The 23,468-nt window shown below is 49.3% G+C and carries 25 protein-coding genes, 1 pseudogene and 1 riboswitch; of the genes and pseudogenes, 19 read left to right on the top strand and 7 right to left on the bottom strand.

What is annotated here, in order from left to right; genetic code table 11:
• From AC1DWB_RS25705 to AC1DWB_RS25720, 4 genes and pseudogenes are all read left to right on the top strand, one after another.
• A pseudogene (locus AC1DWB_RS25705) lies at positions 1-184 on the top strand (hypothetical protein); the annotation flags it as partial.
• A 61-nt stretch (positions 185-245) separates the two neighbouring features.
• Positions 246-1,004, top strand: coding sequence for an RDD family protein (locus tag AC1DWB_RS25710; protein ID WP_477543945.1), 759 nt, complete (start codon positions 246-248; stop codon positions 1,002-1,004).
• 13 nt (positions 1,005-1,017) lie between these two features.
• Positions 1,018-1,785, top strand: a complete 768-nt coding sequence (locus tag AC1DWB_RS25715; RefSeq protein WP_477543946.1) for a hypothetical protein — start codon at positions 1,018-1,020, stop codon at positions 1,783-1,785.
• 66 nt (positions 1,786-1,851) lie between these two features.
• On the top strand, positions 1,852-2,391 hold the full coding sequence (locus AC1DWB_RS25720) for a DNA topology modulation protein (RefSeq protein WP_477543947.1): 540 nt from the start codon (positions 1,852-1,854) through the stop codon (positions 2,389-2,391).
• A gap of 41 nt (positions 2,392-2,432) precedes the next feature.
• On the opposite strand, the gene AC1DWB_RS25725 is transcribed toward AC1DWB_RS25720, so the two are convergent.
• Positions 2,433-3,197: an AAA family ATPase gene (locus tag AC1DWB_RS25725; protein ID WP_477543948.1), complete on the bottom strand. Its 765-nt coding sequence runs from the start codon at positions 3,195-3,197 to the stop codon at positions 2,433-2,435.
• Between the two features lie 227 nt (positions 3,198-3,424).
• Between AC1DWB_RS25725 and AC1DWB_RS25730 the strand changes: the two genes are divergently transcribed.
• The 4 genes from AC1DWB_RS25730 to AC1DWB_RS25745 all read left to right on the top strand — a co-directional run bounded on the left by AC1DWB_RS25730 (position 3,425) and on the right by AC1DWB_RS25745 (position 5,569).
• On the top strand, positions 3,425-4,117 hold the full coding sequence (locus AC1DWB_RS25730) for a GNAT family N-acetyltransferase (RefSeq protein WP_477543949.1): 693 nt from the start codon (positions 3,425-3,427) through the stop codon (positions 4,115-4,117).
• A gap of 131 nt (positions 4,118-4,248) precedes the next feature.
• Complete coding sequence (locus AC1DWB_RS25735; RefSeq protein WP_477543950.1) at positions 4,249-4,668, top strand: DUF1801 domain-containing protein; 420 nt, start codon at positions 4,249-4,251, stop codon at positions 4,666-4,668.
• Between the two features lie 18 nt (positions 4,669-4,686).
• Positions 4,687-4,959: a hypothetical protein gene (locus AC1DWB_RS25740; protein ID WP_477543951.1), complete on the top strand. Its 273-nt coding sequence runs from the start codon at positions 4,687-4,689 to the stop codon at positions 4,957-4,959.
• A gap of 40 nt (positions 4,960-4,999) precedes the next feature.
• Positions 5,000-5,569, top strand: a complete 570-nt coding sequence (locus AC1DWB_RS25745) for an HAD-IA family hydrolase (RefSeq protein WP_477543952.1) — start codon at positions 5,000-5,002, stop codon at positions 5,567-5,569.
• A gap of 23 nt (positions 5,570-5,592) precedes the next feature.
• Here the strand turns inward: AC1DWB_RS25745 and AC1DWB_RS25750 are convergent, their stop codons facing one another.
• Complete coding sequence (locus AC1DWB_RS25750; RefSeq protein ID WP_477543953.1) at positions 5,593-6,297, bottom strand: TioE family transcriptional regulator; 705 nt, start codon at positions 6,295-6,297, stop codon at positions 5,593-5,595.
• A gap of 214 nt (positions 6,298-6,511) precedes the next feature.
• Here AC1DWB_RS25750 and AC1DWB_RS25755 point away from each other — a divergent pair, with 214 nt between their 5' ends.
• Together AC1DWB_RS25755 and uvrA are read left to right on the top strand one after the other, a co-directional pair.
• Positions 6,512-6,925 (top strand): GNAT family N-acetyltransferase, encoded by a 414-nt coding sequence (locus AC1DWB_RS25755; protein WP_477543954.1) that lies wholly within the window; start codon positions 6,512-6,514, stop codon positions 6,923-6,925.
• A 17-nt stretch (positions 6,926-6,942) separates the two neighbouring features.
• Positions 6,943-9,456, top strand: coding sequence for an excinuclease ABC subunit UvrA (gene uvrA / locus AC1DWB_RS25760; protein WP_477543955.1), 2,514 nt, complete (start codon positions 6,943-6,945; stop codon positions 9,454-9,456).
• A gap of 73 nt (positions 9,457-9,529) precedes the next feature.
• Here uvrA and AC1DWB_RS25765 read toward each other — a convergent pair whose 3' ends face one another.
• Positions 9,530-9,976 carry a hypothetical protein gene (locus AC1DWB_RS25765; protein ID WP_477543956.1) on the bottom strand — a complete coding sequence of 149 codons (447 nt, stop codon included), beginning with the start codon at positions 9,974-9,976 and terminating at the stop codon, positions 9,530-9,532.
• A gap of 32 nt (positions 9,977-10,008) precedes the next feature.
• Positions 10,009-10,181: riboswitch (cyclic di-AMP (ydaO/yuaA leader) on the bottom strand.
• A gap of 261 nt (positions 10,182-10,442) precedes the next feature.
• Between AC1DWB_RS25765 and AC1DWB_RS25770 the strand changes: the two genes are divergently transcribed.
• The 8 genes from AC1DWB_RS25770 to AC1DWB_RS25805 all read left to right on the top strand — a co-directional run bounded on the left by AC1DWB_RS25770 (position 10,443) and on the right by AC1DWB_RS25805 (position 18,296).
• Positions 10,443-11,435 (top strand): LacI family DNA-binding transcriptional regulator, encoded by a 993-nt coding sequence (locus tag AC1DWB_RS25770; protein ID WP_477543957.1) that lies wholly within the window; start codon positions 10,443-10,445, stop codon positions 11,433-11,435.
• A gap of 128 nt (positions 11,436-11,563) precedes the next feature.
• A complete protein-coding gene (locus AC1DWB_RS25775) occupies positions 11,564-13,357 on the top strand; it encodes an L-fucose isomerase (RefSeq protein WP_477543958.1) in 1,794 nt (597 codons plus the stop codon).
• Between the two features lie 602 nt (positions 13,358-13,959).
• A complete protein-coding gene (locus tag AC1DWB_RS25780) occupies positions 13,960-14,589 on the top strand; it encodes a TetR/AcrR family transcriptional regulator (protein ID WP_477543959.1) in 630 nt (209 codons plus the stop codon).
• A gap of 20 nt (positions 14,590-14,609) precedes the next feature.
• The gene (locus tag AC1DWB_RS25785; protein ID WP_477543960.1) at positions 14,610-15,497 is read left to right on the top strand and encodes an alpha/beta fold hydrolase; all 888 of its coding nucleotides are present in this window, start codon (positions 14,610-14,612) and stop codon (positions 15,495-15,497) included.
• Positions 15,498-15,634: 137 nt separating this feature from the next.
• Positions 15,635-16,072, top strand: coding sequence for an ester cyclase (locus AC1DWB_RS25790; protein WP_477543961.1), 438 nt, complete (start codon positions 15,635-15,637; stop codon positions 16,070-16,072).
• Between the two features lie 114 nt (positions 16,073-16,186).
• Positions 16,187-16,657 (top strand): MarR family winged helix-turn-helix transcriptional regulator, encoded by a 471-nt coding sequence (locus tag AC1DWB_RS25795; protein WP_477543962.1) that lies wholly within the window; start codon positions 16,187-16,189, stop codon positions 16,655-16,657.
• A 67-nt stretch (positions 16,658-16,724) separates the two neighbouring features.
• Positions 16,725-17,672: a helix-turn-helix transcriptional regulator gene (locus AC1DWB_RS25800; RefSeq protein WP_477543963.1), complete on the top strand. Its 948-nt coding sequence runs from the start codon at positions 16,725-16,727 to the stop codon at positions 17,670-17,672.
• 66 nt (positions 17,673-17,738) lie between these two features.
• Positions 17,739-18,296, top strand: coding sequence for a DinB family protein (locus AC1DWB_RS25805; RefSeq protein WP_477543964.1), 558 nt, complete (start codon positions 17,739-17,741; stop codon positions 18,294-18,296).
• Here the strand turns inward: AC1DWB_RS25805 and AC1DWB_RS25810 are convergent.
• The 4 genes from AC1DWB_RS25810 to AC1DWB_RS25825 form a co-directional block, all read right to left on the bottom strand.
• Positions 18,293-18,958 carry a lysoplasmalogenase gene (locus AC1DWB_RS25810; protein ID WP_477543965.1) on the bottom strand — a complete coding sequence of 222 codons (666 nt, stop codon included), beginning with the start codon at positions 18,956-18,958 and terminating at the stop codon, positions 18,293-18,295. The two genes, AC1DWB_RS25805 and AC1DWB_RS25810, sit on opposite strands and share 4 nt — an antisense overlap.
• Before the next feature lie 239 nt (positions 18,959-19,197).
• Positions 19,198-20,568: an aldehyde dehydrogenase gene (locus tag AC1DWB_RS25815; RefSeq protein WP_477543966.1), complete on the bottom strand. Its 1,371-nt coding sequence runs from the start codon at positions 20,566-20,568 to the stop codon at positions 19,198-19,200.
• Positions 20,569-20,684: 116 nt separating this feature from the next.
• Positions 20,685-21,467, bottom strand: coding sequence for a DeoR/GlpR family DNA-binding transcription regulator (locus AC1DWB_RS25820; RefSeq protein ID WP_477543967.1), 783 nt, complete (start codon positions 21,465-21,467; stop codon positions 20,685-20,687).
• A 49-nt stretch (positions 21,468-21,516) separates the two neighbouring features.
• The gene (locus AC1DWB_RS25825) at positions 21,517-22,443 is read right to left on the bottom strand and encodes a helix-turn-helix domain-containing protein (RefSeq protein ID WP_477543968.1); all 927 of its coding nucleotides are present in this window, start codon (positions 22,441-22,443) and stop codon (positions 21,517-21,519) included.
• Positions 22,444-22,555: 112 nt separating this feature from the next.
• On the opposite strand from AC1DWB_RS25825, the gene AC1DWB_RS25830 reads away from it, so the two are divergent.
• Positions 22,556-23,410 (top strand): phytanoyl-CoA dioxygenase family protein, encoded by an 855-nt coding sequence (locus AC1DWB_RS25830; protein WP_477543969.1) that lies wholly within the window; start codon positions 22,556-22,558, stop codon positions 23,408-23,410.
• The last annotated feature ends 58 nt before the right edge of the window (positions 23,411-23,468 follow it).

Here is a 23,468-nt window from a genome sequence, read left to right on the forward strand (position 1 = left end):
TCTCGATGTATTTCCGGAAGAACCGATCCGAAATGAAAGCATCTGTTATTTACCAAATGTGGTTTGTACGCCACACTATGCTTTTCATACGGATCGTACAATCTCAATAATGAACGATCATCTCATTCACAATGCTATCCAGTACTATGCCAGGATTTGTGCTGACGAGACCTTAAGCCAGTGAGGGTTCGGGAATGCAAGAATGTTGGAAAAACAATTTATTATGCATATTTATGAGGTGAACAATGACAAATCCTAGCAGCCTACTACCCGGATTAAATGTTAGACGTGTTGTGGCGTTTGTAGTGGATCATTTTATCATTACGATTCTAACAACGATTCCCTTGTTGTTGTTTATGTTAAATTCAATTCTACAAGAGGTGAACGATGTAAATTCTATGTTCTCTATGTTTTATATTGCAATGGCTATTGCGTTTTGCCTATATCTTCTAAAGGACTGTTATAGAGGTAAGAGTCTAGGCAAGAGTTTAGTAGGGCTTTCGGTAAAAACCTATGATGGTCATCACACGCCAAGTATTAGTTCATTAATAGTAAGAAATCTTTTGACATTCATATGGCCTCTCGAGTTGTTAATGCTTGTTGTAAGTAAAGATAAACGAAAACTTGGAGATCGAATTGCAAATACTGCTATTTTCTATAGTGAAAAGAAGATAAGCTGGCTAGTCAAGTTGTCTATTCCAATAATTTCATTTACATTATTTATCTGTTTTCTCGTGTTCATGACAAGTTATATTCTGAAAAATGATGGGTCATATAAAACGTCGGTCGAGTTTATAAAGACAAACCCAGATGTTCGTTCTCATATAGGCGATATAGTAGGATTTGGCTTTATTCCTATGGGGAGTGTCAGTATTACAAACGGCAGAGGAGAGGCGTATTTTGATATTAAGGTTAAAGGGACTCTGAAAGCAACTCATATTAATATTAAACTACATAAAGAACCCAATCAGGTATGGATGATTAAGGATTATACAATAAAGTAACTTGGAGGGGATTATGAACGCAACGCAGGATATACTTCGGGTATGGCGGCAGTTTGACCTCCATCCTATGGAGACTATTACAAAAGCATGGTTTCATTCTATTTCCAATGAACAGAATAAACAAAGAAGTGTAGCCATGATGAAAGAGCATAGAAATCAGTTTGGAACATCTGGAAATTGCTTTGATCTGGCCCTATGGTTAATCGAAGAATTTAAGGCTGAAGGAATTTTTGCCTATGCGATTGGTCATGATTTAAAAACGCCGGGAGCGCATGTTGCAGTGTTAGCTATTAATGAGGAAGGGAATAGATACTTTTGTGATTTAGGGGATCTTTGGATAAATCCAATATTGATTGAAAGAGATTGCAATGATTATTGTGAGGATGAGTTAGAAGGCTTCGTTACCGGTGGAAAAATCAAGGTTAAGGTTGAACCGAATGAAGAGGTCCATATGACATATATAAGACCTAATGGGAAAGTCAACACACAGAGCTTTCATTTACAACCGATCCAATATGATGAGCTAATGGATGCGGCAAACTATTCACAATCTTTGCTTAGACATCCGCTTGTTGAGATGCGTATGATTACCCCTGATGAGGTGATTCATTGGGAATTTGATAGATGGACTAGTTTTATCAGCTCCAATAGTGGACTTAAAACAGAGTCAAAATTAAAAAATAACGTAGAATGGGCGGATAGAATTAACTTACGGACCGGAATGAACAAAGATATCATTATTAGAGCCTTGGATGTATATTCGAGGATACTCCATAATTAACTTCGTCTATCGCGAAGACTTCCCGCAACCCATTTAGTATAAAAACAATCTCTGGAGGCCATTTCAATGAAGGTTATGATAATTGGTTCAGGGGGCCAAGGGAAGTCTACATTTGCCAGGCAACTCGGGCCTATTATTAAGTGTCCGGTCTATCATCTTGATGCTTACTACTGGAGGCCTGGATGGATCGCCACTCCTGAACTGGAATGGGACGAATTCCAAAGACAGTTAATCACACAGCAAGAATGGATTATTGACGGTAATTACGGAAGGACGCTTGAGATTCGAATGCAAGCAGCCGATGTCATTATTTTCTTTGATTTGTCTCCTTGGATTGCGACGTATAGGGTCATAAAACGAAGAATCATCTACCATGGTAAGACGAGACCGGATTTGAATGAAGGTTGTCCTGAAGGGATAGATTGGTCATTTATTAAGTGGGTATGGAATTTCAGGAAAACAAGAAGGCAAGGAATTATGGACAAGTTACTGAAATATAAAGACGGCAAAAAAATTATTATAATCAATAGACCTAAGCAAGTAGAGGAATTGATCATACAAGTCAAAAAAATGGGTAGTAGGTATTTCCAAAAAGGTGAATGTTGAACCTGTAATAGAAAAAAGACAGCTAATCGCTGCCGGTATATTCAATCCTCCTCGCGAAACAGCTCCTCAAGCATCCCCTCGCGGTTGTTCAGGAACTGACGGGTCAACTGATAATGATCGGTCTCCTCCAATGTCACGGTTTCAATCCCGCCCGAAGTCAGCTGATAGATAATGGCATCGGGATAAGCCATCAAAATGGGGGAGTGGGTAGAGATGATTAGCTGCGAGTTGCTCTGGACGAGGTCATGGATTCGGGCCAGCATAGACAATTGCCGGAAGGGAGAAAGGGCTGCCTCTGGTTCATCCATCACGTACAGCCCGTTTCCACGAAATCGGTTCATGAAGGTAGCGAAGAATGATTCGCCATGGGACTGCTCGTGCAGGGAGCGCCCGCCGAAGCTCTGAATGATTTTGGGGCCAGAGGAAGGCTCGCGATCCAACTCCTCGATATTGCTAGCCAGATTGTAATAACTCTCGGCTCGGAAGAAGAAGCTGTCCTTCGGCTTACGCACTCCACGAACCAACCGTAGATACGAATGCAGGTCCGAGTGTGAGGCGAACGTGGAAAAAGCGAAGTTCTGACTGCCGCCTTCCGGATTGAAGCCCCAAGCGATCGCCAGCCCTTCTAGTAAAGTAGATTTACCCATGCCGTTCTCTCCGACGATATAGGTGACTTTCGGATGGAACTCGAGCGTATGCAGGTCGCGAATCGAGTTCAGCTGGAACGGAAATTGCTCGAAGGAGGGGACACGGTCCCTCAGAAGTTCTATGGATCGTAAGTAAGGCGTCGATAAGTTGCTGATCATGGTCTCGGGCCCCTTTCGATGGAATAACGGCTCTCAGGAATTTCTCTCCCACAAGTGTGCCCGTTTGAGTAAATGGCTAATAAATTCATTTTTTTCTTCTGAATAAAGTAGCAAGGTATGAACTCCGTCATGATGGGATCTCAAGTAGGTATAGCCATACCAGGAATTCCGGCTCATATTTTACACTTGTCATTATAGTACACAATTTGTGGGGAAACAGGAAAGGAGTGAGCAGAATCCGTTTCAATGACAACGAATTAATGACTATTCAAGCTTCGACCTTATTCTTACTGAATGAAGAAAATCGAATCATTGGAATCAATGAGCGAAATCAAACGAGCTCCCCGGCATTTTTTATAGGCAAAACCAAGGATTCTATCCATCCATACTTTCATATCGATCTGCCGCAGCGAATTGTAGACGAGCTCCAACATAGTCTTGAGGAGACCATTAATCTCATCGAGCTATGTAAGATTATCGAGAAATACAAGAGAGTTAAGGCGATGTGGATAGGACCCGCGTATACGTTCAGTCACGTGCTTACCCACCCTAAGGAGACTAAGATTGAGGTTATTAATGAATCCAATACTCACTTGTTAGGCAGTCATTATAGTAACCTAATCGGAGAACTGGAAGATCGGAAGCCGATCGTAGGTTATATTATCAACGAAGAAGCGGTCTCGGTTTGTTGCAGTGCACGCCGTTCAAGTAAAGCAGCAGAAGCCAGTTTGATGACGATCGAACCGTTCCGGGGAAAGGGTCTTGCTCAGAAGGTTGTACATGCATGGGCAAGTGAACTAACAAGGCAAGGATTAATCCCACTCTACAGTACTTCCTGGGATAACCTGGGCTCGCAGAAGGTGGCGTATAAATTAGGGCTGCATCCATTCGGTATGGATTTTCATATCAGTACGGAATGAGATTAGATTATTTGAAAATGCGGAGGAAGCAGCAGCGTGAGGACCAACAGGCCTAGTGATGGAGAGGTACAGAGTCCGATATAATGGTAAAATGGAATAACAAACCAGTTTGCTTAAAGGAGCGTATGAGTATGCCATCCAACCCTAACAAGCCAATGAAACTGACCGACTCTCAACAAGTATTTCATTATATGGAGAGCCTGGAGCATCCCCTGAAGAAGGAGATCGAAGCAGTTAGAGCGATCATCTTACACACGAACGAGCAGCTGACCGAGCATATCAAATGGAATGCGCCTAGTTTTTGTATGAACCAAGAAGACAGGATTACCTTTAATTTGCAGGGAAAAGGGTTCTTCCGACTTGTCTTTCATTGTGGAGCGAAGGCGAAGGATCAAGCCAAAAAGGKGCGTTTGATAGAAGACACCACCGGGCTATTGGACTGGGCTACGAATGATCGAGCTACCGTTAAGCTTACCGATATGGAGGATGTAGAGAGTAAGAGAGAGAAGCTCGCAGAAGTGATCACGATGTGGCTAGCAGCGACGAGTTAATAGAATAGGAGTGGAAACATGAGCCGAAGAACAACCGGTACCATTTTACTAATCATATCCGCTTTCTTATATGGGGTCCGCTATGTGAGTGCGGCCATATTCGGATCAGGGGTTAATTCGTGGAACGAAAATTTATTCCATGCCATGTTGGGATACATAGGGAACGGGCCCAAGATTCTAAGTATTCTTGCCCTAATAGCAGGCCTCTTCTATTTGATCTGGGCGGAGCTTGAAGGAGTGAACAAGAAAGCGATGCTGGACAAAATAAAGGACAATCTAAAGAATGACTAATCTTTCATTTGAAAATCTAAAAAAGAGGGAGAGCGATCATATGAACATCCTATGGGATTTTGACGGGACATTATTCGATACTTACCCTGTGTTTACCGACATGTTATATGAAGAATTAGGTGGAGCAGCAACGAAGCAAGAAATACTCGCTCATCTGAAGATTTCATTCACACATATGTTTGAACATTATGGACTGTCGAAGAGGCAGCTCTATGAGAAGTTTCAAGAGAATAGGATTCATCCCAGTCAGACGCCGCCATTCCCTGGGGTAGAGGATGTACTAAGATTCGCGGAGATTAATGTGATCATGACGCATAAACCTCGAGAAGAGGTGCTTGAGATTCTGAACTATTACAATTGGACGCATTACTTCCGAGATTTGGTGGCTGGTGATGATGGCTATCCAAGAAAACCAGACCCTGCCTCTTACATCTATCTGCATAACAAATACAACTTGAATCTAGCCATTGGCGATCGTGAGATCGACATCTTGCCAGCTAAGTCTATAGGAATCCGGACTTGTCTATTCCAGAATGAGACCCCGGGGGCGGATATGTATATAACGCGGTACGAAGACTTTTTCGAGCAGTTAAGTAAAACTTCGAAGTGAATCCACTCAGACCTCGATCCAACTCACATCAGCTTCAACACCTGGCATAACTCGACCAATCGATGGACACCGAGGAATTGATGGCGATTGCGCTCATGGATGGAGCGGATCGAGTCCTCCGTGAGCTTCTTCGCCTGCTCCAGGCTCTGGTGTTCCAACGCGTGCACGATGTCCTTGATAGGACTCAGGAAGTACACGGTGCCTCTCAACGTGCGGATAAGCAAGATTTGGCGAATGTGGATCGGGCTGAACGACCGATAGCCATTCTCAGGATCACGGTCCGGCGTGAGTAACCCTTCCTTCTCCCAATGGCGGATGGCGGATGTCGTTGCACCTGTGTAGGCAGCGGCTTCGCCGATCGACATGTTCGGCTTCCGTTTCCGATTCGGCATGTCGGGCAGCTCCGGCGTCTGCAGCAGCTCCAGCGTCTGGTCGGCGGCGACTTTGTCCCGATGCAAGTTCGCTTGTTCCTGGTTGACCATCCAGAAGGCAGGGTCCAGTTGGGCGTTCTGGATGAGTCGAAGCACCTCGCAAGTTATGGCGACTCCGAAGCCGGGGAACATGGCACGCAAGCATTGAAAATACGCCAAATGCACCTCGGTATAAAGCCGATACCCATTGGCTGCTCGCTCAGGAGCGGGTACAACACCCCAAGCTTCATAGTGCCGCAAAGCACTCGTACTGATGTGCAGCTGTTGTGCGATCTCGTGCGGCTTGTAATAGCGCATCGTCTAACCTCCGTCTGAATCGGGTACGCTAGTTTACTATAACAAGGGTATCGAATCGAAATCAAATGTTATACCAAAACCTTCGAAGCCCTTGATAAGGTTTTATCCGTATATCAAGGGATACCAGGACAATCTTTGGCACTTGCATCAATGTTGTATAGTAGAGGTTGCAGGTTAAGATTCCGATCTGATAAGGATAAGGTGGAACTATGCAATGCAAATTTACTATGAAGTGCCGGACACCCAGACGTATCTGAACTTGAGAATAGCAGCAGCTCGTCCACCCAAAGAATATTCAGTTGCAGCAGTAGCGTTGAACCACTCGATCTTTAGTGTCGTCGTGCGAGAGGATGGTTCGGAGCTAGTCGGCATGGGGAGAATCGTGGGCGACGGAGGTTGTTATTATCAAATCGTGGACGTGCTGATTCATCCCGATTATGAGGATCAACCCGTGAAGGAAGTCGTCGTCCGAGAGTTGTTAGGCTACCTGGATCAACACGCTCCATCTGATGCGGAAGTGATTGTAATGGCGGATTTGCTGGACATCCCGTTATATCAGAATCAGGGATTCAAGCTTGTATATCCAGACTACTATGGCATGTCGAGAAAAGTGAATCCAGTAGTCTAATTACGAAGGAGATGTCTATGAACCCTTATATCGAGATTCGAGGAGCGCGGGAAAATAATCTGAAGAATGTATCGCTGCGCATCCCCAAGCACAAGCTGGTCGTCTTGACCGGGCCTTCCGGCTCCGGGAAATCAACACTGGCGATGGATACCCTGCAACGGGAGTGTCAACGGCAATACATGGAGTCAATTGGGATGACCGCTGAAGCGATCGGCAAGCCGAAGGTCGATGCCATAGTTGGTTTGTCACCATCGATCAGCGTGGGGCAGCATGTTACGAACCGGAATCCGCGCTCGACGGTCGGCACAATTACGGACATTCATACGTACCTGCGCGTCATCTATGAGAAGCTGGGCGAGCGTCCATGCCCTCATTGCGGGAGCCGGTTCGTCCCTGGCCCGGATAGCAGCCAGGTCGGTCATGGTGTAGGAGACGATCAGGTAGAGGATGGACATGCCTCGATCCGCTGTCCACATTGCAATGGAGCGATGGAAGGTTTCACTCGCCGACATTTCTCCTACAATACGCCGGATGGCGCCTGCGAAGGATGCGATGGCCTCGGGAACACGGTCAGCCTGAATCTGGACGCTGTCTTCGACCAAGAGAAGAGTCTGCGGGAAGGCGGCGTCACGATCTGGTTCGACGCGTGGCTTAAGTATAATGAGTCTATTTTGAAAGCGGCAGCTTCTCATTACGGCCTGACATTCGATCCAGACATGCCGCTCGAAGCGTATAACGCCGTGCAGCGCGCGCTGCTCTACTATGGTGTCGAGAGTGAAGAATTCACTCGGCATTATCCCGATGCGAAGCCACCCAAATCGGTGAGTGGTGGCAAATTCGAAGGCGTTGTGACCGGAATATGGAGACGTTACAAGGAGAAAGCCGGCGAATCCGGTGAATCGGCACTGTTCCAGGAACAGACTTGCGCTGTCTGCCAGGGAGCCCGTCTGAAGGAAGCGATCCGTCAAGTTACAGTCGGCGGCGCGTCGATCTCCGATATTTCCGGGTGGGCGCTGCAGAATGCGCTGTTCTGGCTGGAGCAGCTGATGGGCGAGCTACAGCTAGAAGAGCGGGAGCAGGTAGAAACCCTGCTGCACGATCTAACGCTCCGCACGAAACGAATCGTCGATGTCGGGCTCGGGTACTTGACGCTTAGCCGCCAATCGATCACGCTGTCCGGCGGGGAAGCACAGCGATTGCGGCTCGCTTCTATTATTGGATCGGGCCTGACCGGGGTGCTGTATATTCTCGACGAGCCGACCATGGGCCTCCATGCCCGCGATACGGCGGGTCTGATTCAGGTGCTGCAGCAGCTTCGCGATCTGGGGAATACGGTGCTCGTGATCGAGCATGATGTCGAGATGATGCGCGCGGCGGACCATGTCATCGATATGGGACCCGGGGCAGGCAGCTTCGGCGGAAGGATTGTGGGCGAAGGTACACTGATGGAATTGATGGAGAACCCGGAGTCGGTCACGGGCACATTCCTGCGCGACGAGGAAGCTCGACAATCGGGCTTGAAGACGACTCGGACGAGACGGCCTGGGAACGGGCAGTTCCTGCAAGTCCGCGATGCCTTCGAGCGGAATCTGCAGCATATCGACGTAGCGTTCCCGCTCGGGTGCCTGGTCGCCCTCACCGGCGTCTCCGGCTCCGGCAAGTCGACACTGCTGTTCGATCTCGTGGCTGCCGGGGGCAGCGACGAGCAGCAACGCCACGGCTGCGCCAGCATTACCGGCTACGGTGCCATTGACAACATCGTGACGGTCGACCAGTCACCGATCGGTCGGATGAGCCGGTCCAACGTGGCGACGTACACGGACGTATTCACCGCCGTTCGCAATCTGTATGCCGGCTTGCCGGAGGCGAAGCAGGCCGGGCTCACGGCGAAGCATTTCTCGTTCAACACGCCGGGTGGGCGATGCGAGCATTGCCAAGGACTCGGCGTCGTGCCGATGGATATGTTCTTCCTACCTGGCCTTGAGGTACGTTGTCCGGTATGCCGCGGCAAGCGATTCCAGGAGGAAGTGCTGCGTATCACGTACAATGGACTGTCGGTCTCCGACCTGCTCGATCTGACCGTCCAGGAGAGTCTGCCGCTCTTGCAAGGTCAGATTAAGATGGACGCCCAGATCGCTTTGCTGAACGAAGTCGGGCTTGGCTATCTCCATTGGGGCCAATCGATCGTCACCTTGTCCGGGGGAGAGGGGCAGCGGATTCGGCTGGCCAAGGAGCTGAGCGGCAAGACGAAGCGCCACATGCTGTACTTGCTGGACGAACCCTCGACCGGACTGCATCCGCGGGATACCGCACAGCTGCTCATTCTGCTGAACCGGCTGGTGGACGCCGGCAATACGGTCATCGTCGTGGAGCACAACCTCGATGTCATCCGCGAATGTGATTGGGTGATCGACATCGGGCCCGAAGGGGGAGATCGAGGGGGCGAATTGATGGCGACCGGCACACCGGAGCATGTGGCAGCGGTCGAGGTCTCTCACACCGGACGCTACCTGCGAGAAGCGCTCAGGTAGGTTATCTATTGAACTAGGAAGCCCTCACATCCGAAGTATCCGGTGTGAGGGCTTTATCGATTCTATCGAATGATTAGAAGGAGAAATACGAGAGCGATTGCTGCAGCAATTCATTCTCTTCCATCTGGAAGGGCTCGTTCATAAGAGGGTATTCGATATTATCGGCCAGATCGCTTAGTGCCGCAGCAGCTAGATCTCCTCTTACTTCGCCCCAGCATAGTCTGTTACTCTGAATATATAGGAATGCGTCGGGGATAGAGAGACCTTTCAGTGACATGAAGATAGACGCCCACTTCACAAGATCGATCGGATGTTCTCCGTGAGGCAGGGTGAACGTTCCCCATCCCACTGCACCCTGACTAGTCATTTTCATCAAACCGGTGTAACAGTCTTTGTCGACTCCAAGAGTCGACCCATCCGTCCGATCAGGATCGAACAGGAACAGCTTCATAGAGCCGATCTGGTAGAGAGACGAGATAGAGTGACTTAAGTCGGGTAAGGTTTCGATTGTTTTTATCATAGGTGGGCTCCTTTACGATGCATAAGGAGGAGCTAGGCTCTCTCAAGGCGCTTACGAAGTTAGCTATCGGATTCGGGCTTGAGAGAGCCCTACCTTGGCGTATGCCTTGGATTCACCCCATGGAACGTCATTCTGTCAGACATGTAAGACAGAACATTCCGGTGGTTCCCCCGTTTCCTGGATAGGAATTCAGCGATTGACTTCTTATGTAGTTGTTGCTCCAAATGATACGACGATTAGGCAACCTTGTAAACCCGGGAGCAGCGTGAGATAAGAGGATATTTAGCCTTTATAGCAAATGAAAACGGATACAACCGAACAAGTCTTTTATTTTCTAGTCTTTTGCTTCCAGAAGCTGTGCCTTGCTCATTCGATACTTTTACGATTGAAAGGTTCTTTAGATTGTGATAATTTAGATGTGTAAACGTTTAACTAAAGGTTAAGCAGAAGGAGGCGTTCAGTCCAGGTGCGCAAGCTAACAATTAAAGATGTCGCCAAGAGCGCCGGAGTATCGACTGCTACCGTATCAAGAGTGCTGAGTGGAACAGGGTATGTGAGCGATGAAGTCCGTCAGCAAGTGTTAAGCACCGTTCAGAGCTTGAACTACCAGCCGAATGCGATTGCACGTAGTCTGAAGCAAGACCGATCTCGCAGTATCGGTATGATCCTGCCGGATATGACGAATCCGTACTTCATGGCCATTGCCAACACGCTGCAACGCAGACTGATCTCCGCTGGCTACCGCGTCCTGTTCATGGATTCGGATGAGAGTCCGCAGAAGGAGCGTGAGGCGCTTGATGTGCTGCGCAGCAACCGGGTCGACGGGATTGTATTAGCCGGAACTGGCGACAACAAGGAGCAACTTCGACACGTGCTGGGCGCTGATATTCCACTCGTGCTTGTGGACCGAAGTATTGCAGGCGTTGGGACGGATCTGGTGATGGAGGACAATCGGACGCCGGCTGGCGAGGCGATCACTTACTTGTTAGCGCAAGGCCATGCACGCATTGGCATCGTTAATGGACCAGCCACGATCAGTACGGCGAACGAACGATACGAAGGGGTTGTCGAAGCGTATAAGGAAGCTGGTGTTCCGATATCCTCCGAGTCCGTGTATCAGGGGGATTTCACCCGAGCTTCCGGCAAGCAGGCGATCCACTGGTTCATGGCACAGAGCGAGCCGCCGACAGCGATATTTTCCACCAACAATGAGATGACGTTCGGGCTGTATCTGGGCATGAAGGAGCTCGGGATGGAGACGGACAGTATCGAAGTCGTGTCGTTCGGCGAACTTGACTTTGCTTCATTGTTCCGGCATCGTCTGTCAGTCATTATTCAGAATCCTGATATGATCGGCGAGGCGGCAGCTGAGATGCTGTTGGAGCGATTGTCCAATGAGACGAAGATGAGGGAAAATCGGATTTTCGTCCCGCAATTCAAGGCCAGGCAGGAGAGTTAAGCTTGGCCGAATTTCTTTGATTTATATGTAAACGTTAACACATTTGAAAGTGCTTTCAGAACCGCGATATAGAAAATAGCTTGATGTAACCAAGGTGGAACCAACATATTCTAAGGAGGCTTTATACGATGACTACTTCTTATCCGAACAGATTGAATGGCTCAATGCCCAAGATTGGGATTCGTCCGACAGTAGACGGGCGACGAGGCGGGATTCGCGAGTCGCTAGAGCAAGTCACCATGGATATGGCACAGGCGGTGGCCCAGCTATTGACTACTGAGCTTCGCCATTCGAATGGACTTCAAGTCGAGTGCGTCCTTGCGGATACGTGCATAGGAGGAGTAGCTGAGGCGGCTCAAGCTGCAGAGAAGTTCGCCCGAGAAGGCGTTGGCGCGACGATCACCGTAACGCCTTCCTGGTGTTACCCGCTGGAGACGATGGATACCGACCCGACGATGCCGAAGGCAATCTGGGGCTTCAACGGCACGGATCGTCCAGGTGCGGTATACCTCGCTGCGGTGCTCGCAGCCCATAATCAGAAGGGGCTTCCAGCGTTCAGTATTTACGGTCAAGATGTTCAAGACTTCGAAGATGCGGCCAACATTCCGACAGACGTCCGGGAGAAGCTGCTTCGCTTCGCCAAGTCTGCGCTTGCCGTTGCCACGATGCGGGGCAAGTCGTATTTGTCGATGGGCGCCGTCTCGATGGGCATCGCGGGCTGTATTGCCGATGAAGCCTTCTTCCACAAATACTTAGGCATGCGAAATGAATATGTCGATATGACGGAGTTCGTCCGCCGGATGGATCGGGGCATATATGACCACGATGAATATGAACGAGCGCTGGCATGGACGAAGCAGAATTGCAAGGAGGGCGCCGATGTGAATCCGCCAGCCCTGCAGCGTACGAAGGAGCAGAAGGAAGGCGACTGGGAGACCGTCGTGAAGATGGCGCTCATCGCGCGCGATCTGATGGTTGGCAATCCGGCGCTGGGCGAGCTCGGCTACGGCGAAGAAGCGTTCGGGCACAACGCCATTGCGGCGGGCTTTCAGGGGCAGCGGGCCTGGACCGACCATTTCCCGAATGGCGATTACATGGAAGCGATCCTCACGAGCTCGTTCGATTGGAACGGTATTCGGGAACCGTTCGTGCTGGCTACGGAGAATGACACGCTCAATGCGGTGACGATGCTATTCGGGCATCTGCTCACGAATGCGGCGCAAATCTTCGCCGATGTGCGTACGTACTGGAGCTCGGATGCAGTCAAGCGAGTAACGGGGCATACACTTGACGGAGTCGCCCAGCATGGTGTGATTCACCTGATCAACTCTGGTCCGGCTGCTCTTGACGGAACCGGTCAAATGATAATTGACGGCCAACCGGCGATGAAGCCGTTCTGGGACATTACGGAGGCGGACGTACAGCAATGCCTGGATGCGACCCAGTGGTGCCCGGCTGTGGACTTCTTCCGCGGCGGCGGGTTCTCGACCGACTTCACGACACGTGAAGGTATGCCGGTGACGATGGCGCGCATTAACTTGATCGACGGGCTCGGGCCGGTGCTGCAGCTGGCGGAAGGCTATACCGTCGAACTGCCGGACGACGTGCACGACAAGCTCGATGCCCGTACGAACCCGACTTGGCCGACAACTTGGTTCGTGCCGAATATAACGGGCGAAGGGGCGTTCACAGACGTTTATACTGTCATGAACAATTGGGGCTCGAACCATAGCGCGGTCAGTTACGGACATGTCGGCGGTGACTTGATTACCCTCGCCTCGATGCTGCGTATCCCCGTGAGCATGCACAATGTCTCCGCAGAACGAGTATTCCGGCCTAGCATGTGGTCGGCGTTCGGAGTTATGGAGCCGGTCGGCGCAGATTATCGAGCTTGTGCTACCCTAGGGCCTTTGTACAAATAATGTATGATACGAGAATAGCGTCACTGGCACAGTTTGTATGTCTCGGCGACCCTTTTTTTCAAGAGGAAGAAGTCCAGTGGCGACGAAGTGACCAAGAAGGCACAGGACTGGTATTCGAAGATTAAGAAATAAATGTTAACGGCCGATGAACAGGCCATCCGGGATCTGCCCTCTACATGCATCAACTGCGTGGGGGGCGGATCTTTTCTTATAATATAAAGGTGGTACTAGGCAGAAGGCGATTGTTGTGGAGCTCATTCGCAAGAATACTGCAAAAGTACAGGATTTTTGATCTGTTTACATCCGAAAGTGGACAGGGAGGGGGAGAAAATCATGCACATTTGCAACATTTCGGAATTCGAAAGAGACCACATTAACGCCGTGAAGGAAAGAAGAACATCGGAAAGCCGGATGAGGGGAAAACCTCACGTTTGGTTTGATTAAGGGGGGGGGGGCGGGCCTTGGTCCTTGCGTTCAGTTGGCATGCGGGTGGGCAGTCGGCTTACTTTTCAGTGGCCTCGCCACTGGCCGGGTTTTTCATAGGAGAGGGAATATGTTACAATTGGTAAATGAACGTTCATTCACCGATAAAGGAGTTATGTATGAGTATACAAAGTAAACTGCTGGAGCAGAAGTTCAGCGAAGGCTTCGAACGATTAGCTCCAGATCCGGCAATCCGTCAAATCATCCTGCATGCGATAGAGGTGTTCTCTAAGAAAGGTTTTGTTGGTGCCAAGATCAAAGATATTGCCGCCAGTGCAGGCTTCAGTCAAGGTTACGTGTATACGTACTTCAAGTCCAAGGATGAGATTTTTACCAAGATCGTTGAGCTAGCAGCAGAAGGGGCGGGTCAATCGGTACAAGATGCATCCGAGCTGGAGGGAACCCCTTTTGAGAGGATCAGTTGGTTAACGGAAGCGTTGTTATCCCCAGATAGCATCTCCATGCAACACTGGCAATTAATCCTACTGCAAACCGCGACTTCTGAAGCAGTGCCAGAGGAAGCCAAACGAATATCGATAGAAAAGATGAGGAAACCTTTCGAATACTTCATTCCTATGATTATGGAGGGGCAGCAGGCTTCCGAGATTGTGGAGGGGGATCCGATGATGCTGGCGGTCACCTACTTTTCCTTCATACAAGGCTTGGGCATAACTAGAGTTCAGACTACGAGCCTGACGCCCTTTCCATCCATAGAGGTCATTCTCCGATTTTTGAAAAAGAGCCATTAACATGAAAGAAGGAGACTGCCATGATGAAAATATTCAAGAGTGAAGCTGGGAGAGATCAGGTGTTACGTTCCTATAATCATCTTCTTGAGCAATGGTCCACGGACATTCAGGAGTTGAATCTTGCAACTAAATACGGTATCACACATTGTATTGTAGCTGGTCGTCAGACGAACCCGCCGTTACTGCTCTTTCATGGGGTTGGGGATAATTCTGCCGTTATGTGGATGTTGAATATCCAAGAGTTGTCGAAGCATTTCTACTGCATTGCCGTTGATACAATCGGGGGACCTGGGAAAAGTGTGCCTAACGAGCAGTATAACAAGAAGATGTTCGACCAGGTGGAGTGGATCAATCAGATCGCGGACCATATGAAGATGGACAATTTCAACATAGCGGGCGTATCCAATGGGGCTTATATGGCGTTTAATTATGCAACCAGACAACCTGGGAGAGTTCGTAGAGTGGTTTGTATGGAAGGCGGAATGGTCACGACACCCGTCAAAACGATGGTGAATACCTTGCTGATGATGTTCCCGGAACTATTAATCCCAACCCGCAATAATCTGATTAACATCTTGAAAAAGCTAAGCTCGCCCAACTCCCGTGTCTTCGAACAATATCCCGAATTGGCGGATCACCTCGTCCTTGTGATGAAAAACCATAATCAGCAGGCGATGTTCGTCCATAAGCTTCAGAAGTATGATCGAGAGACAACGGTCGCGATAAGAGACAAGCTTTATTTCCTTATGGGCGATTACAAGTTGAATCACAAGAAGGATATGCTACGTGTGTTAGACGCCGGAGGCTTCCGGTACAAAGTCATTCCCGACGCCGGGCATGGAATTAATCATGAGCAGCCTGAGGTTATACATCATGAGATCATACGCTTCCTTGTGGGGGAAGTGTAGTAGGGAGAAACTGCGGAGGGGGGCGGGTCTTTTTTTATTAGTGTTAAATAGTCAATTAACTTGACTAAATTACGCAGGCTACACTATAATGAAAACAAGTCAATTAACTTGACTAAATTGGAACGGAGGGCGAAACGATGAGCACTGAAGAGAATATTAGAATTGTACGCGCCTTTATTAACGATTTCTGGAATGAAAGTAACACCAGCTGTACGGACCAATATATGACGGCAGACTATGTAGATCACGCTTACGTCCCGAATAATGTGGATGGGTTGAGAAATATGGCGCTCCTCCTTCAATCCGCGTTTCCTGATCAAGTCTCCTCAGAGGAGAGTATTCTTGCACAAGGAGATCGTGTTGTTGTGAGATTGAGAATGACCGGGACGCATCAGGGGGATTTCAGAGGGACAGCAGCTACCCACAATCGAGTGGACGCTACCCTTTACCGCGAATACCGTCTTACGAATGGTAAAATCTCGGAACACTGGGCGTTATTCGACACCGCATCGTTACTCCGTCAGATTGGAGCCGAACTTCACGAACAGCCGGCTTGCCGGATCAACACCAACTGAATCCTAAGAGATGAGGCCGCCTTGACTAGGTGGCCTTAGTTATTTTCCACAATCGTGCTAGAATAGGACATATGGCTATTTGGATGGAATGATCAAGTCAGGGGGAATAATGGCGTGGCTGAAGATGAGGCATGGGGATATGAACTTACCATTCTCTTTGCGACTGCATTTCGTATAGCGGTTGATGAGTTACATAAGGAATTGGCAAGTATCGGGTTCGATGATGTCAGGCCTTCACACGGCTTTGTGTTCCAAAAACTGTCCCATGGTGGTGCTACCGGAATTGAATTAGCCGAGCATATGGGGATTACCAAACAGGCTGCTAGCCTGACGATCGATTATTTGGAAGAGCATGGTTATGTGAGAAGGACCCCCCATCCGACCGATCGGAGAGGGAAACTTATTGTCTTAACCGAACGAGGCTGGGCCTGTATCCGGGCTACGGAACGAATATTCACGGCGATTGAGCATAGGTGGAAGGAAGTCCTCGGTAATGACCAGATCGAAACCCTTCGTTCCTCTATGCGACAATTGGTTTATACCTCTTCCGATTCCAAATTATCTTCATTCCGCCCGGTCTGGTAGATTCTTATAACCACCGCATATTGAGGCCAGTATTAAGAAGGATCTTCTGGGGAGAGGATGGGCAGGCGTGAATAAGACAGATCGGTTATTAGCGATCGTACTGGAGCTGCAGCGTACGAAAGTGATACGGGCGGAGGATCTGGCGGCTAGCTTCGAGACAAGCACGAGAACCATCTATCGGGATATTCAAGCGCTAAGTGAAGCAGGGGTTCCGATTGCAGGTGCTCCAGGGTTAGGTTATTCCTTGATGGAAGGGTATTTCTTGCCACCGGTGAGCTTCACGGTAGAAGAAGCCGTGGCATTGTTGATTGGCACGGATTTCGTGGAACAGAAATTTGATCACGGCTATGGTACGAAGGCGCGGAGCTCCCGTGCCAAGATCGAAGCCATCTTGCCAGAGAACGTTCGCCAAGAGACGTCCCGTGTACGCACGACTACTCGACTGCTCTCCGTTGGTGATGCACCGACTGAAGGACAAGAGAAAGCGATCTTGGAATGCTTGCGCCGAGCGATATTGGACGTACGGAAGGTAAAGTTTCATTATTCGAAGAACGTGTCTGAGGCCGACGGGAATCGTCATAGTGATCGTGCTGTTGCGCCTTATGGACTTATTCTGGCTAAAGGTTCCTGGATCTTGGTTGCGCATTGTGATCTGAGGCAAGAGCTTCGCCATTTCCGCTTGTCACGGATGAGCCGTCTGACCGTTCTGGAAGATACTTTCCTGTTCCCGCCCGATTTCATGTTGCACCATTACCGGCCCGTGGATGACCGGGATGTACTTGTGCGGATGCATGCACACCCAGGTATTGCGGAGAAAGTGAAGGAATCGAACAACTTCTTCATGGAAGCATTCGAGCATCAAGAGGATGGCTTGTACGTGACATTTCGCGTCCGTCAGCCTGAGGAATTGCTGCACTGGGTGCTTGGTTGGGGAGGGGACGTCGTGGTGCTCGAGCCGGAGTCGCTGCGGAATCGAGTTCGTAAAGAAGCTGAGAAGATGTTACAACGCTACTGACATACAGGTGTCAGTAGCGTTTGTGTATAGTGATATCAGATGACGAGAAGGAGCTGTGATTAACCAATGGATACAACCGAAACCTTGAAGCGTTTTGAAGAAGTTACGAATCATTATCTTCTTGAATTAGATGGACTGAGTACCGAGCAGTTGAGTAATAAGCCGAGTGAGAACGAATGGTCGCTTGGACAAATGTACCTGCATTTGATTAATACGGCCCTTTACATGCAACTGCGTAATGCGGAGCAATGCATGGCGTTAAGCTCGGATAGCGGTGTTGCTACCGGGGAGAAGACAGAAGCTGGGAAGGCGGTATTTGATCTAGGAGGCTTCCCACCCGTGCGTATTCAAGTCCAACCTTCGCCGATGTACACACCCCAACAACCCGAGAGTAAGGATCAGCTTGTCCAAGGACTGACCGCAGTGTTAAGTCGAATGAAAGAGATGGAGCCAACGATTGATCAGGCACCCATGCACAATACCGTCGCTCATCCACGACTAGGCGCATTAAATGCTAAGGAGTGGTTCGAGCTCGTTGAGATGCATTACCGTCACCATCTGCTTCAGGAAAAGCGATTGAGAAGGGGATTTGAAAATCGCGAATCCAACTCCACATCATCTTAGTTCACGAGCGAACTGCTTTTCTGATGAAATCGAGCTGACGGCACTTTTAAGCTGTGAGCCATGCAGAATTGAGCCGTGTAGTAGGTAGTCATGATAAGTGGGCCTGAGAACGTAACGTCAGACACGAACATGTTCCAGGATAGTATCGAATCCGAGATTGTGAACAATAAGCTTCCGATGATGGCCCATCGGTGACCTGTCATAATGGCCGTCCACATCATCAAGGAAATCACACTAATATAGAGGAGAACCGGCACGATTAAGGACTCGTGGCTGTCTCGTATGAGGGCATGAACAATTTCCCGACCCATGAATGAACCATATAGGGCAATTGGTACAATCGTTACGAAGCGAAGCTTTGAGAAGCGCCACCTGCTACTGAACCTCATCATATAAAACAAGTGCCCGATCAGAAAGGCCGATAATCCAATGACGAACCAACGCAGCAGACCGTCGCCCAGCATGCAGAAGAACAGCCCGATGAGGAGCGCCCAATCGGAGCGCCTTTTAGGGCTTGGCAATTGCATATAGGCATACACGATAATGAGCCACATCGGAATGAGCTTGAACACAATCTTGACTGCTTGTGGTTCTGTTGGAATGCCAAAGATGTAGAGTATACTCATCAGGACGATGAGCGCGGGGAATCGATACTTGTTCAACGGAGGGCTCCTTTACCTAAAATAAGGGTGAGTATGAGGCAATCGATTAACTATCAATTGAGGTGGAAACAGCCGTTCCAAGTGAAAAAGGACCCCCTTTTGCTCAAACATCTTGTTTGAACCTCCTTTGATCGTACAAGGGATAAGTGGTATGGAGGTTCAAGCCAAAACTCGCCGGGGTCCTCTTTTTCACTTTCCACTCCTATGTCCTCAGTTAATCGACAGGCTCAGTATGAAGGTTATTTCAGGAACAGCTTGATTCGTTTCAGGCCGTTTTTAATATGGGGATAGCGAAAAGGAATATCGAATAATGTAGTCTGCTTGAGCACACTCTTGCGATGGGAGAACAGGGCGAAGCCGCTCTGTCCGTGATAATCACCCATGCCGCTGCTGCCTACTCCGCCGAAGGGCAAGTAAGGGGATGTGAAGTGGTAGACGGTATCGTTGACGCAGCCTCCACCGAAGGAAGTGTGGGTCAGCACTTGCTGTTGAACGTCCTTATTTTCCGAGAATATATACAGGGCAAGCGGCTTGGGCCGGCTGCGGATAGCTTCGAGTACATGCTCCATATGACTATATTCAAGCACAGGTAAGATCGGGCCGAATATTTCATCCTGCATGACCGAACTATCCGATGTAATCTCCGTAAGAACAGTGGGTTCGATCTGTAAGGTATCGCGATTGCTTCTACCGCCAATACTAACCTCGCCATCCTGCAGCATAACCTGCAGTCGATTGAAATGTCGGTCGCTTACAATGCGTGTATAGGACTCGTTGTCGAGGGGATTCGCTCCGTATAATTGTTCAATCGCTTGCTTCAATTCGGCGAGAAATGCTTCTTTGACCGCCTCATGAACATACACATAATCCGGCGCCACACAAGTCTGGCCCGCATTCATGAATTTTCCCCAGGCTATACGTTTCGCGGCCAGCTTCAAATGGGCATCCTTGTGAACGATGCAGGGGCTCTTGCCCCCCAATTCCAGTGTGATCGGGGTTAGATGCTGAGCGGCCGCTTGCATAATGGATTTCCCTACGGCCGTCCCCCCTGTGAAAAAGATATAATCCACCTTCTCGCTAAGCAGCGCTTGGCTCGTTTCGACACCACCCTGCACGACCGCTATATAGTGTTCCGGATAAGTGTCTCCAATGAGTTTCGCCAATACTTCGGATGTGTGGGGAGTGAGCTCGGACGGCTTCACTATAGCGCAGTTTCCGGCTGCTATTGCCCCGATTAGCGGTGCGATCGCCAGCTGGAAAGGGAAATTCCATGGAGCTATCACGAGCGCAACTCCATAAGGTTCATAGTAAATGGTACTTTTGGAGCCGATGTGTGTAAGAGGTGTTTTGACCTTTCGGGGCCGGGCCCAGGAACGCAGATGCTTCAAGACGAAGCGAATCTCGCTAAGCACGAAACCAATCTCAGAGGAATAAGCCTCGAATTCAGATTTGTTCAAATCCGACTTCAAGGCTTGAACGATCTCTCGCTCATATTTCCGGATCGCATCGCCCAGTTGGTTCAGGGCATCCATACGGAAGGAGAGGGATCGGGTCTGGTTGGTATGAAAAAATACTTGCTGCTTACGGATCAATGCCGAGTACGTATCCATTTGCGCGCTCCCTTAATAATTGCTCTAGATTTAACTATAGCATATTGAAGGGTGAACGTGACAAGATGAGCGAATGGGGCGTCAAGCATAAGGCGGAGAGTGGGACCGGCCCATCGTTAATGACGTGTATCACCCTTATCGGCGATGACTACTTCAACATCTTGCGCAATAATTTGTTGTACAACATCCTGCGGTGCCTGATCGTCCGTAATGACCAGATCCAAATCGTGCAATGCAACCGAACTGGCGAACATGTCGATGCCGATCTTCTCATGTGGGAACAGAGCAATCTTTTTGCGTGAGACTCCGCATACCGCACGGGCGAAGCTAGCTCCGGCTGGAGTCGTTGTGCTGATGCCTTTCGCGGATAGGGCGCCTCCAGTCAGGAAACATAGATCAAATGAAAACATCCTTACTTGTTCGATTGCAAGTGTATCGATGATACTGCCAGATGTGGCTCTGAGTTTACCGCCAATCAGGTAGGACTCGACGTTCTCCCATTCCCGAATGGTCTGTGCGATCTTCAACGAATTCGTGACAATAGTCAGCTTCATTGTGCGCGATATGTATTTGAGCATGCCGAACTGTATGCCGGCGCCCCCGATAAACACAGAATCATTTTCCTTCAAGTAGGAGACCGCCAACTCGGAAATTGCATTCTGATGTGGGAGTCCTTCTCCATAACGAATCGCATCCGGCTGTGGTAGAACCCGAACTTGTATAGAAGGGATTGCGCCTCCGTACGTTTTTTTTAGCAGCCCCTGTTCCTCCATGATCGTAAGGTCTCTGCGTATGGAATCGACAGACAACTCGAAGTGGTCGGCGACGTCTTTGGCCACGATGCGGCCTTCTTTTTGGAGTAAATCGAGTATGAACTGTCGGCGTTCTTCGGCTAGCATAGGCAAGCTCCTTTACGGTAAAGGGATGTGTACCTGACCTCCACATTATTCATGATCCATCTGTATTGTCAATCTTTTGTTGTGCGTTGCTAAGGGCAGTCCTCGTTCCCTTCAAGCGAAACTGCATGGGGGCATATCCGGTCCAACGACGAAATTGACGGCTGAAGCTGCTAGCGCAGGAAAACCCGAGACTATCGCCGATTTCCTCGAGCGACCTATCTGAGCGGATGATCCATTCCTTGGCTTTTTTCATTTTCAGCAGGCTGAGGTAGCGGTGAGGCGGGAGCCCGTATACTTTTTGAAAAAGCAGATTACATCGATTGCGGCTTATAAAAAGTCGTCGTGCTATGCTCTCGACCGTCTCGGAGGTGAAAACGGCATCGTTCAGTTGCTGTTCAATGGCATGCGCCAAGCTCAGCTCGGACAAATTGGCTGCTTGTTCCGGTTTCTGCGGCTTGACCGTCTCCATGACGCCAAGTAGCTCTCCCATCATTCGGATGATCACGGCTTGGGTGAGCAGCTTGTGGGCTGAGCTTAACGAAGCTATACCTGCATGACCGTTCGTGCTCGCGATTGTGCGCCAGTCGTATGGCATCAGCGCCTCCAGCTCATTCAGCAGAGACGATAGTTTGGATTCCGTTGGCCGCAAGTGCAAATAATCGCAACATCCCAATTCCTCCCTTATCTTGATGTCGTCCATGTCAAAATGCACAGTGAAGTAGGCGAATGGAGTTTGTGGATTGGTAATGGTGCTATGCATGACACCAGAGTTCAAGAACAACCAATCGCCTGTATTAAAAGTGACCGAGTGTCCGTTGATCCACTCGATGGCACAGCCGTTCAAGCAATGAAGCAGCTCGAATGAAGAATGATGGTGCTTCTGATAAGACCATTCGGCGTCGACGTAAGCGAAATGGCACCCGTGGATGAACAGTGTGCCGCCAATTTCCGGGATACTTAGTTGATAGGGGCTCATCGAGATCTCCAGTGCAAAAGGTTAAGTTTCCTATTCTTTTCGTTATGGCTCGCCTGCATTCCTTCTGTTACCTTAAGTGTATTAAAAGAAACAAGGAGCAGGAGGTCATCTCATGCAACATACTCTGCAGCCATTGGAAATCGAGTATTATCACAAGAACCACTATTTGCATGCCGAAGGAGTCGTGCCGCATGAGGTTCTGGAGCTGGGAAGAGTAATCAACTCTCGTTGGGTGGATCAATTGGTCAACGAATGGTATGAACAGGGATTGATTACCGATAAGCGGAACGACCTTGATTTTTATCATCGTCTAGTCGTACTGTGGAATGCAGCAGGCAAACCGAGATATTCGCGAAGCCCGCGACGTGATATAGTCAGTCCAGACATGTATGCCTTTCTATGTCATCCGAAGCTGCTCGATCTGGCAGCTGACCTGCTTGGGACGAATGAGCTATCTGTACATGGTATCTTCAACTCAAGGCCGAAGTTGCCTGATCAACACTGGACGAACACGCCTTGGCATCAAGACGCCCAATATTATCGGGACGCTGAGAATGTTCACGTCTTATCGATTTGGATTCCGCTCCAAAAGGTGACCGAACAAAACAGCTGCCTACAGGTAGCGCCTGGTTTCTACACAAACACACTGCTCGACGGGCATCGGGACGAGGAGTCAGGGTTCCTCGGATTAAGCAAAGAGGATGTGCGCCAGTTGCAAGGTACATCAATCGAGATGGAGCCCGGCGATGCGCTTTGCTTCACTCAGCTGCTGCCTCACCGCGCGCTGCCGAATCTATCTAACACCGTCCGCTGGTCGATGGATATCCGCTACGAGGCGACGCCTACAGCAACCGCATCTGGTAAAGCGCAAGGATTTATTGCAAGAAGCCTGACCAATCCAGGTTCGGTGGAAACGTATGAGCAATGGCTGCCTCGATGGGCGCATATTCCACGTGGGGGCTATTAATGAAGCAGAAAAGAGGTGCCAAGATGGAACGGAACAACCATCGTAATCTTTATAACGG

This window comes from Paenibacillus sp. P4_E11 (genome assembly GCF_056401635.1).

What these genes read in the sequence shown, in the direction of transcription:
- AC1DWB_RS25825 (WP_477543968.1), bottom strand. Translation starts at nt 22,443, where the DNA reads ATGAGCCCCTATCAACTAAGTATCCCGGAAATTGGCGGCACACTGTTC.
- AC1DWB_RS25750 (WP_477543953.1), bottom strand. Translation starts at nt 6,297, where the DNA reads ATGCGCTATTACAAGCCGCACGAGATCGCACAACAGCTGCACATCAGT.
- AC1DWB_RS25805 (WP_477543964.1), top strand. Translation starts at nt 17,739, where the DNA reads ATGGATACAACCGAAACCTTGAAGCGTTTTGAAGAAGTTACGAATCAT.
- AC1DWB_RS25715 (WP_477543946.1), top strand. Translation starts at nt 1,018, where the DNA reads ATGAACGCAACGCAGGATATACTTCGGGTATGGCGGCAGTTTGACCTC.
- AC1DWB_RS25710 (WP_477543945.1), top strand. Translation starts at nt 246, where the DNA reads ATGACAAATCCTAGCAGCCTACTACCCGGATTAAATGTTAGACGTGTT.
- AC1DWB_RS25740 (WP_477543951.1), top strand. Translation starts at nt 4,687, where the DNA reads ATGAGCCGAAGAACAACCGGTACCATTTTACTAATCATATCCGCTTTC.
- AC1DWB_RS25815 (WP_477543966.1), bottom strand. Translation starts at nt 20,568, where the DNA reads ATGGATACGTACTCGGCATTGATCCGTAAGCAGCAAGTATTTTTTCAT.
- AC1DWB_RS25745 (WP_477543952.1), top strand. Translation starts at nt 5,000, where the DNA reads ATGAACATCCTATGGGATTTTGACGGGACATTATTCGATACTTACCCT.
- AC1DWB_RS25775 (WP_477543958.1), top strand. Translation starts at nt 11,564, where the DNA reads ATGACTACTTCTTATCCGAACAGATTGAATGGCTCAATGCCCAAGATT.
- AC1DWB_RS25780 (WP_477543959.1), top strand. Translation starts at nt 13,960, where the DNA reads ATGAGTATACAAAGTAAACTGCTGGAGCAGAAGTTCAGCGAAGGCTTC.
- AC1DWB_RS25720 (WP_477543947.1), top strand. Translation starts at nt 1,852, where the DNA reads ATGAAGGTTATGATAATTGGTTCAGGGGGCCAAGGGAAGTCTACATTT.
- AC1DWB_RS25725 (WP_477543948.1), bottom strand. Translation starts at nt 3,197, where the DNA reads ATGATCAGCAACTTATCGACGCCTTACTTACGATCCATAGAACTTCTG.
- uvrA (WP_477543955.1), top strand. Translation starts at nt 6,943, where the DNA reads ATGAACCCTTATATCGAGATTCGAGGAGCGCGGGAAAATAATCTGAAG.
- AC1DWB_RS25755 (WP_477543954.1), top strand. Translation starts at nt 6,512, where the DNA reads ATGCAAATTTACTATGAAGTGCCGGACACCCAGACGTATCTGAACTTG.
- AC1DWB_RS25765 (WP_477543956.1), bottom strand. Translation starts at nt 9,976, where the DNA reads ATGATAAAAACAATCGAAACCTTACCCGACTTAAGTCACTCTATCTCG.
- AC1DWB_RS25785 (WP_477543960.1), top strand. Translation starts at nt 14,610, where the DNA reads ATGATGAAAATATTCAAGAGTGAAGCTGGGAGAGATCAGGTGTTACGT.
- AC1DWB_RS25830 (WP_477543969.1), top strand. Translation starts at nt 22,556, where the DNA reads ATGCAACATACTCTGCAGCCATTGGAAATCGAGTATTATCACAAGAAC.
- AC1DWB_RS25790 (WP_477543961.1), top strand. Translation starts at nt 15,635, where the DNA reads ATGAGCACTGAAGAGAATATTAGAATTGTACGCGCCTTTATTAACGAT.
- AC1DWB_RS25820 (WP_477543967.1), bottom strand. Translation starts at nt 21,467, where the DNA reads ATGCTAGCCGAAGAACGCCGACAGTTCATACTCGATTTACTCCAAAAA.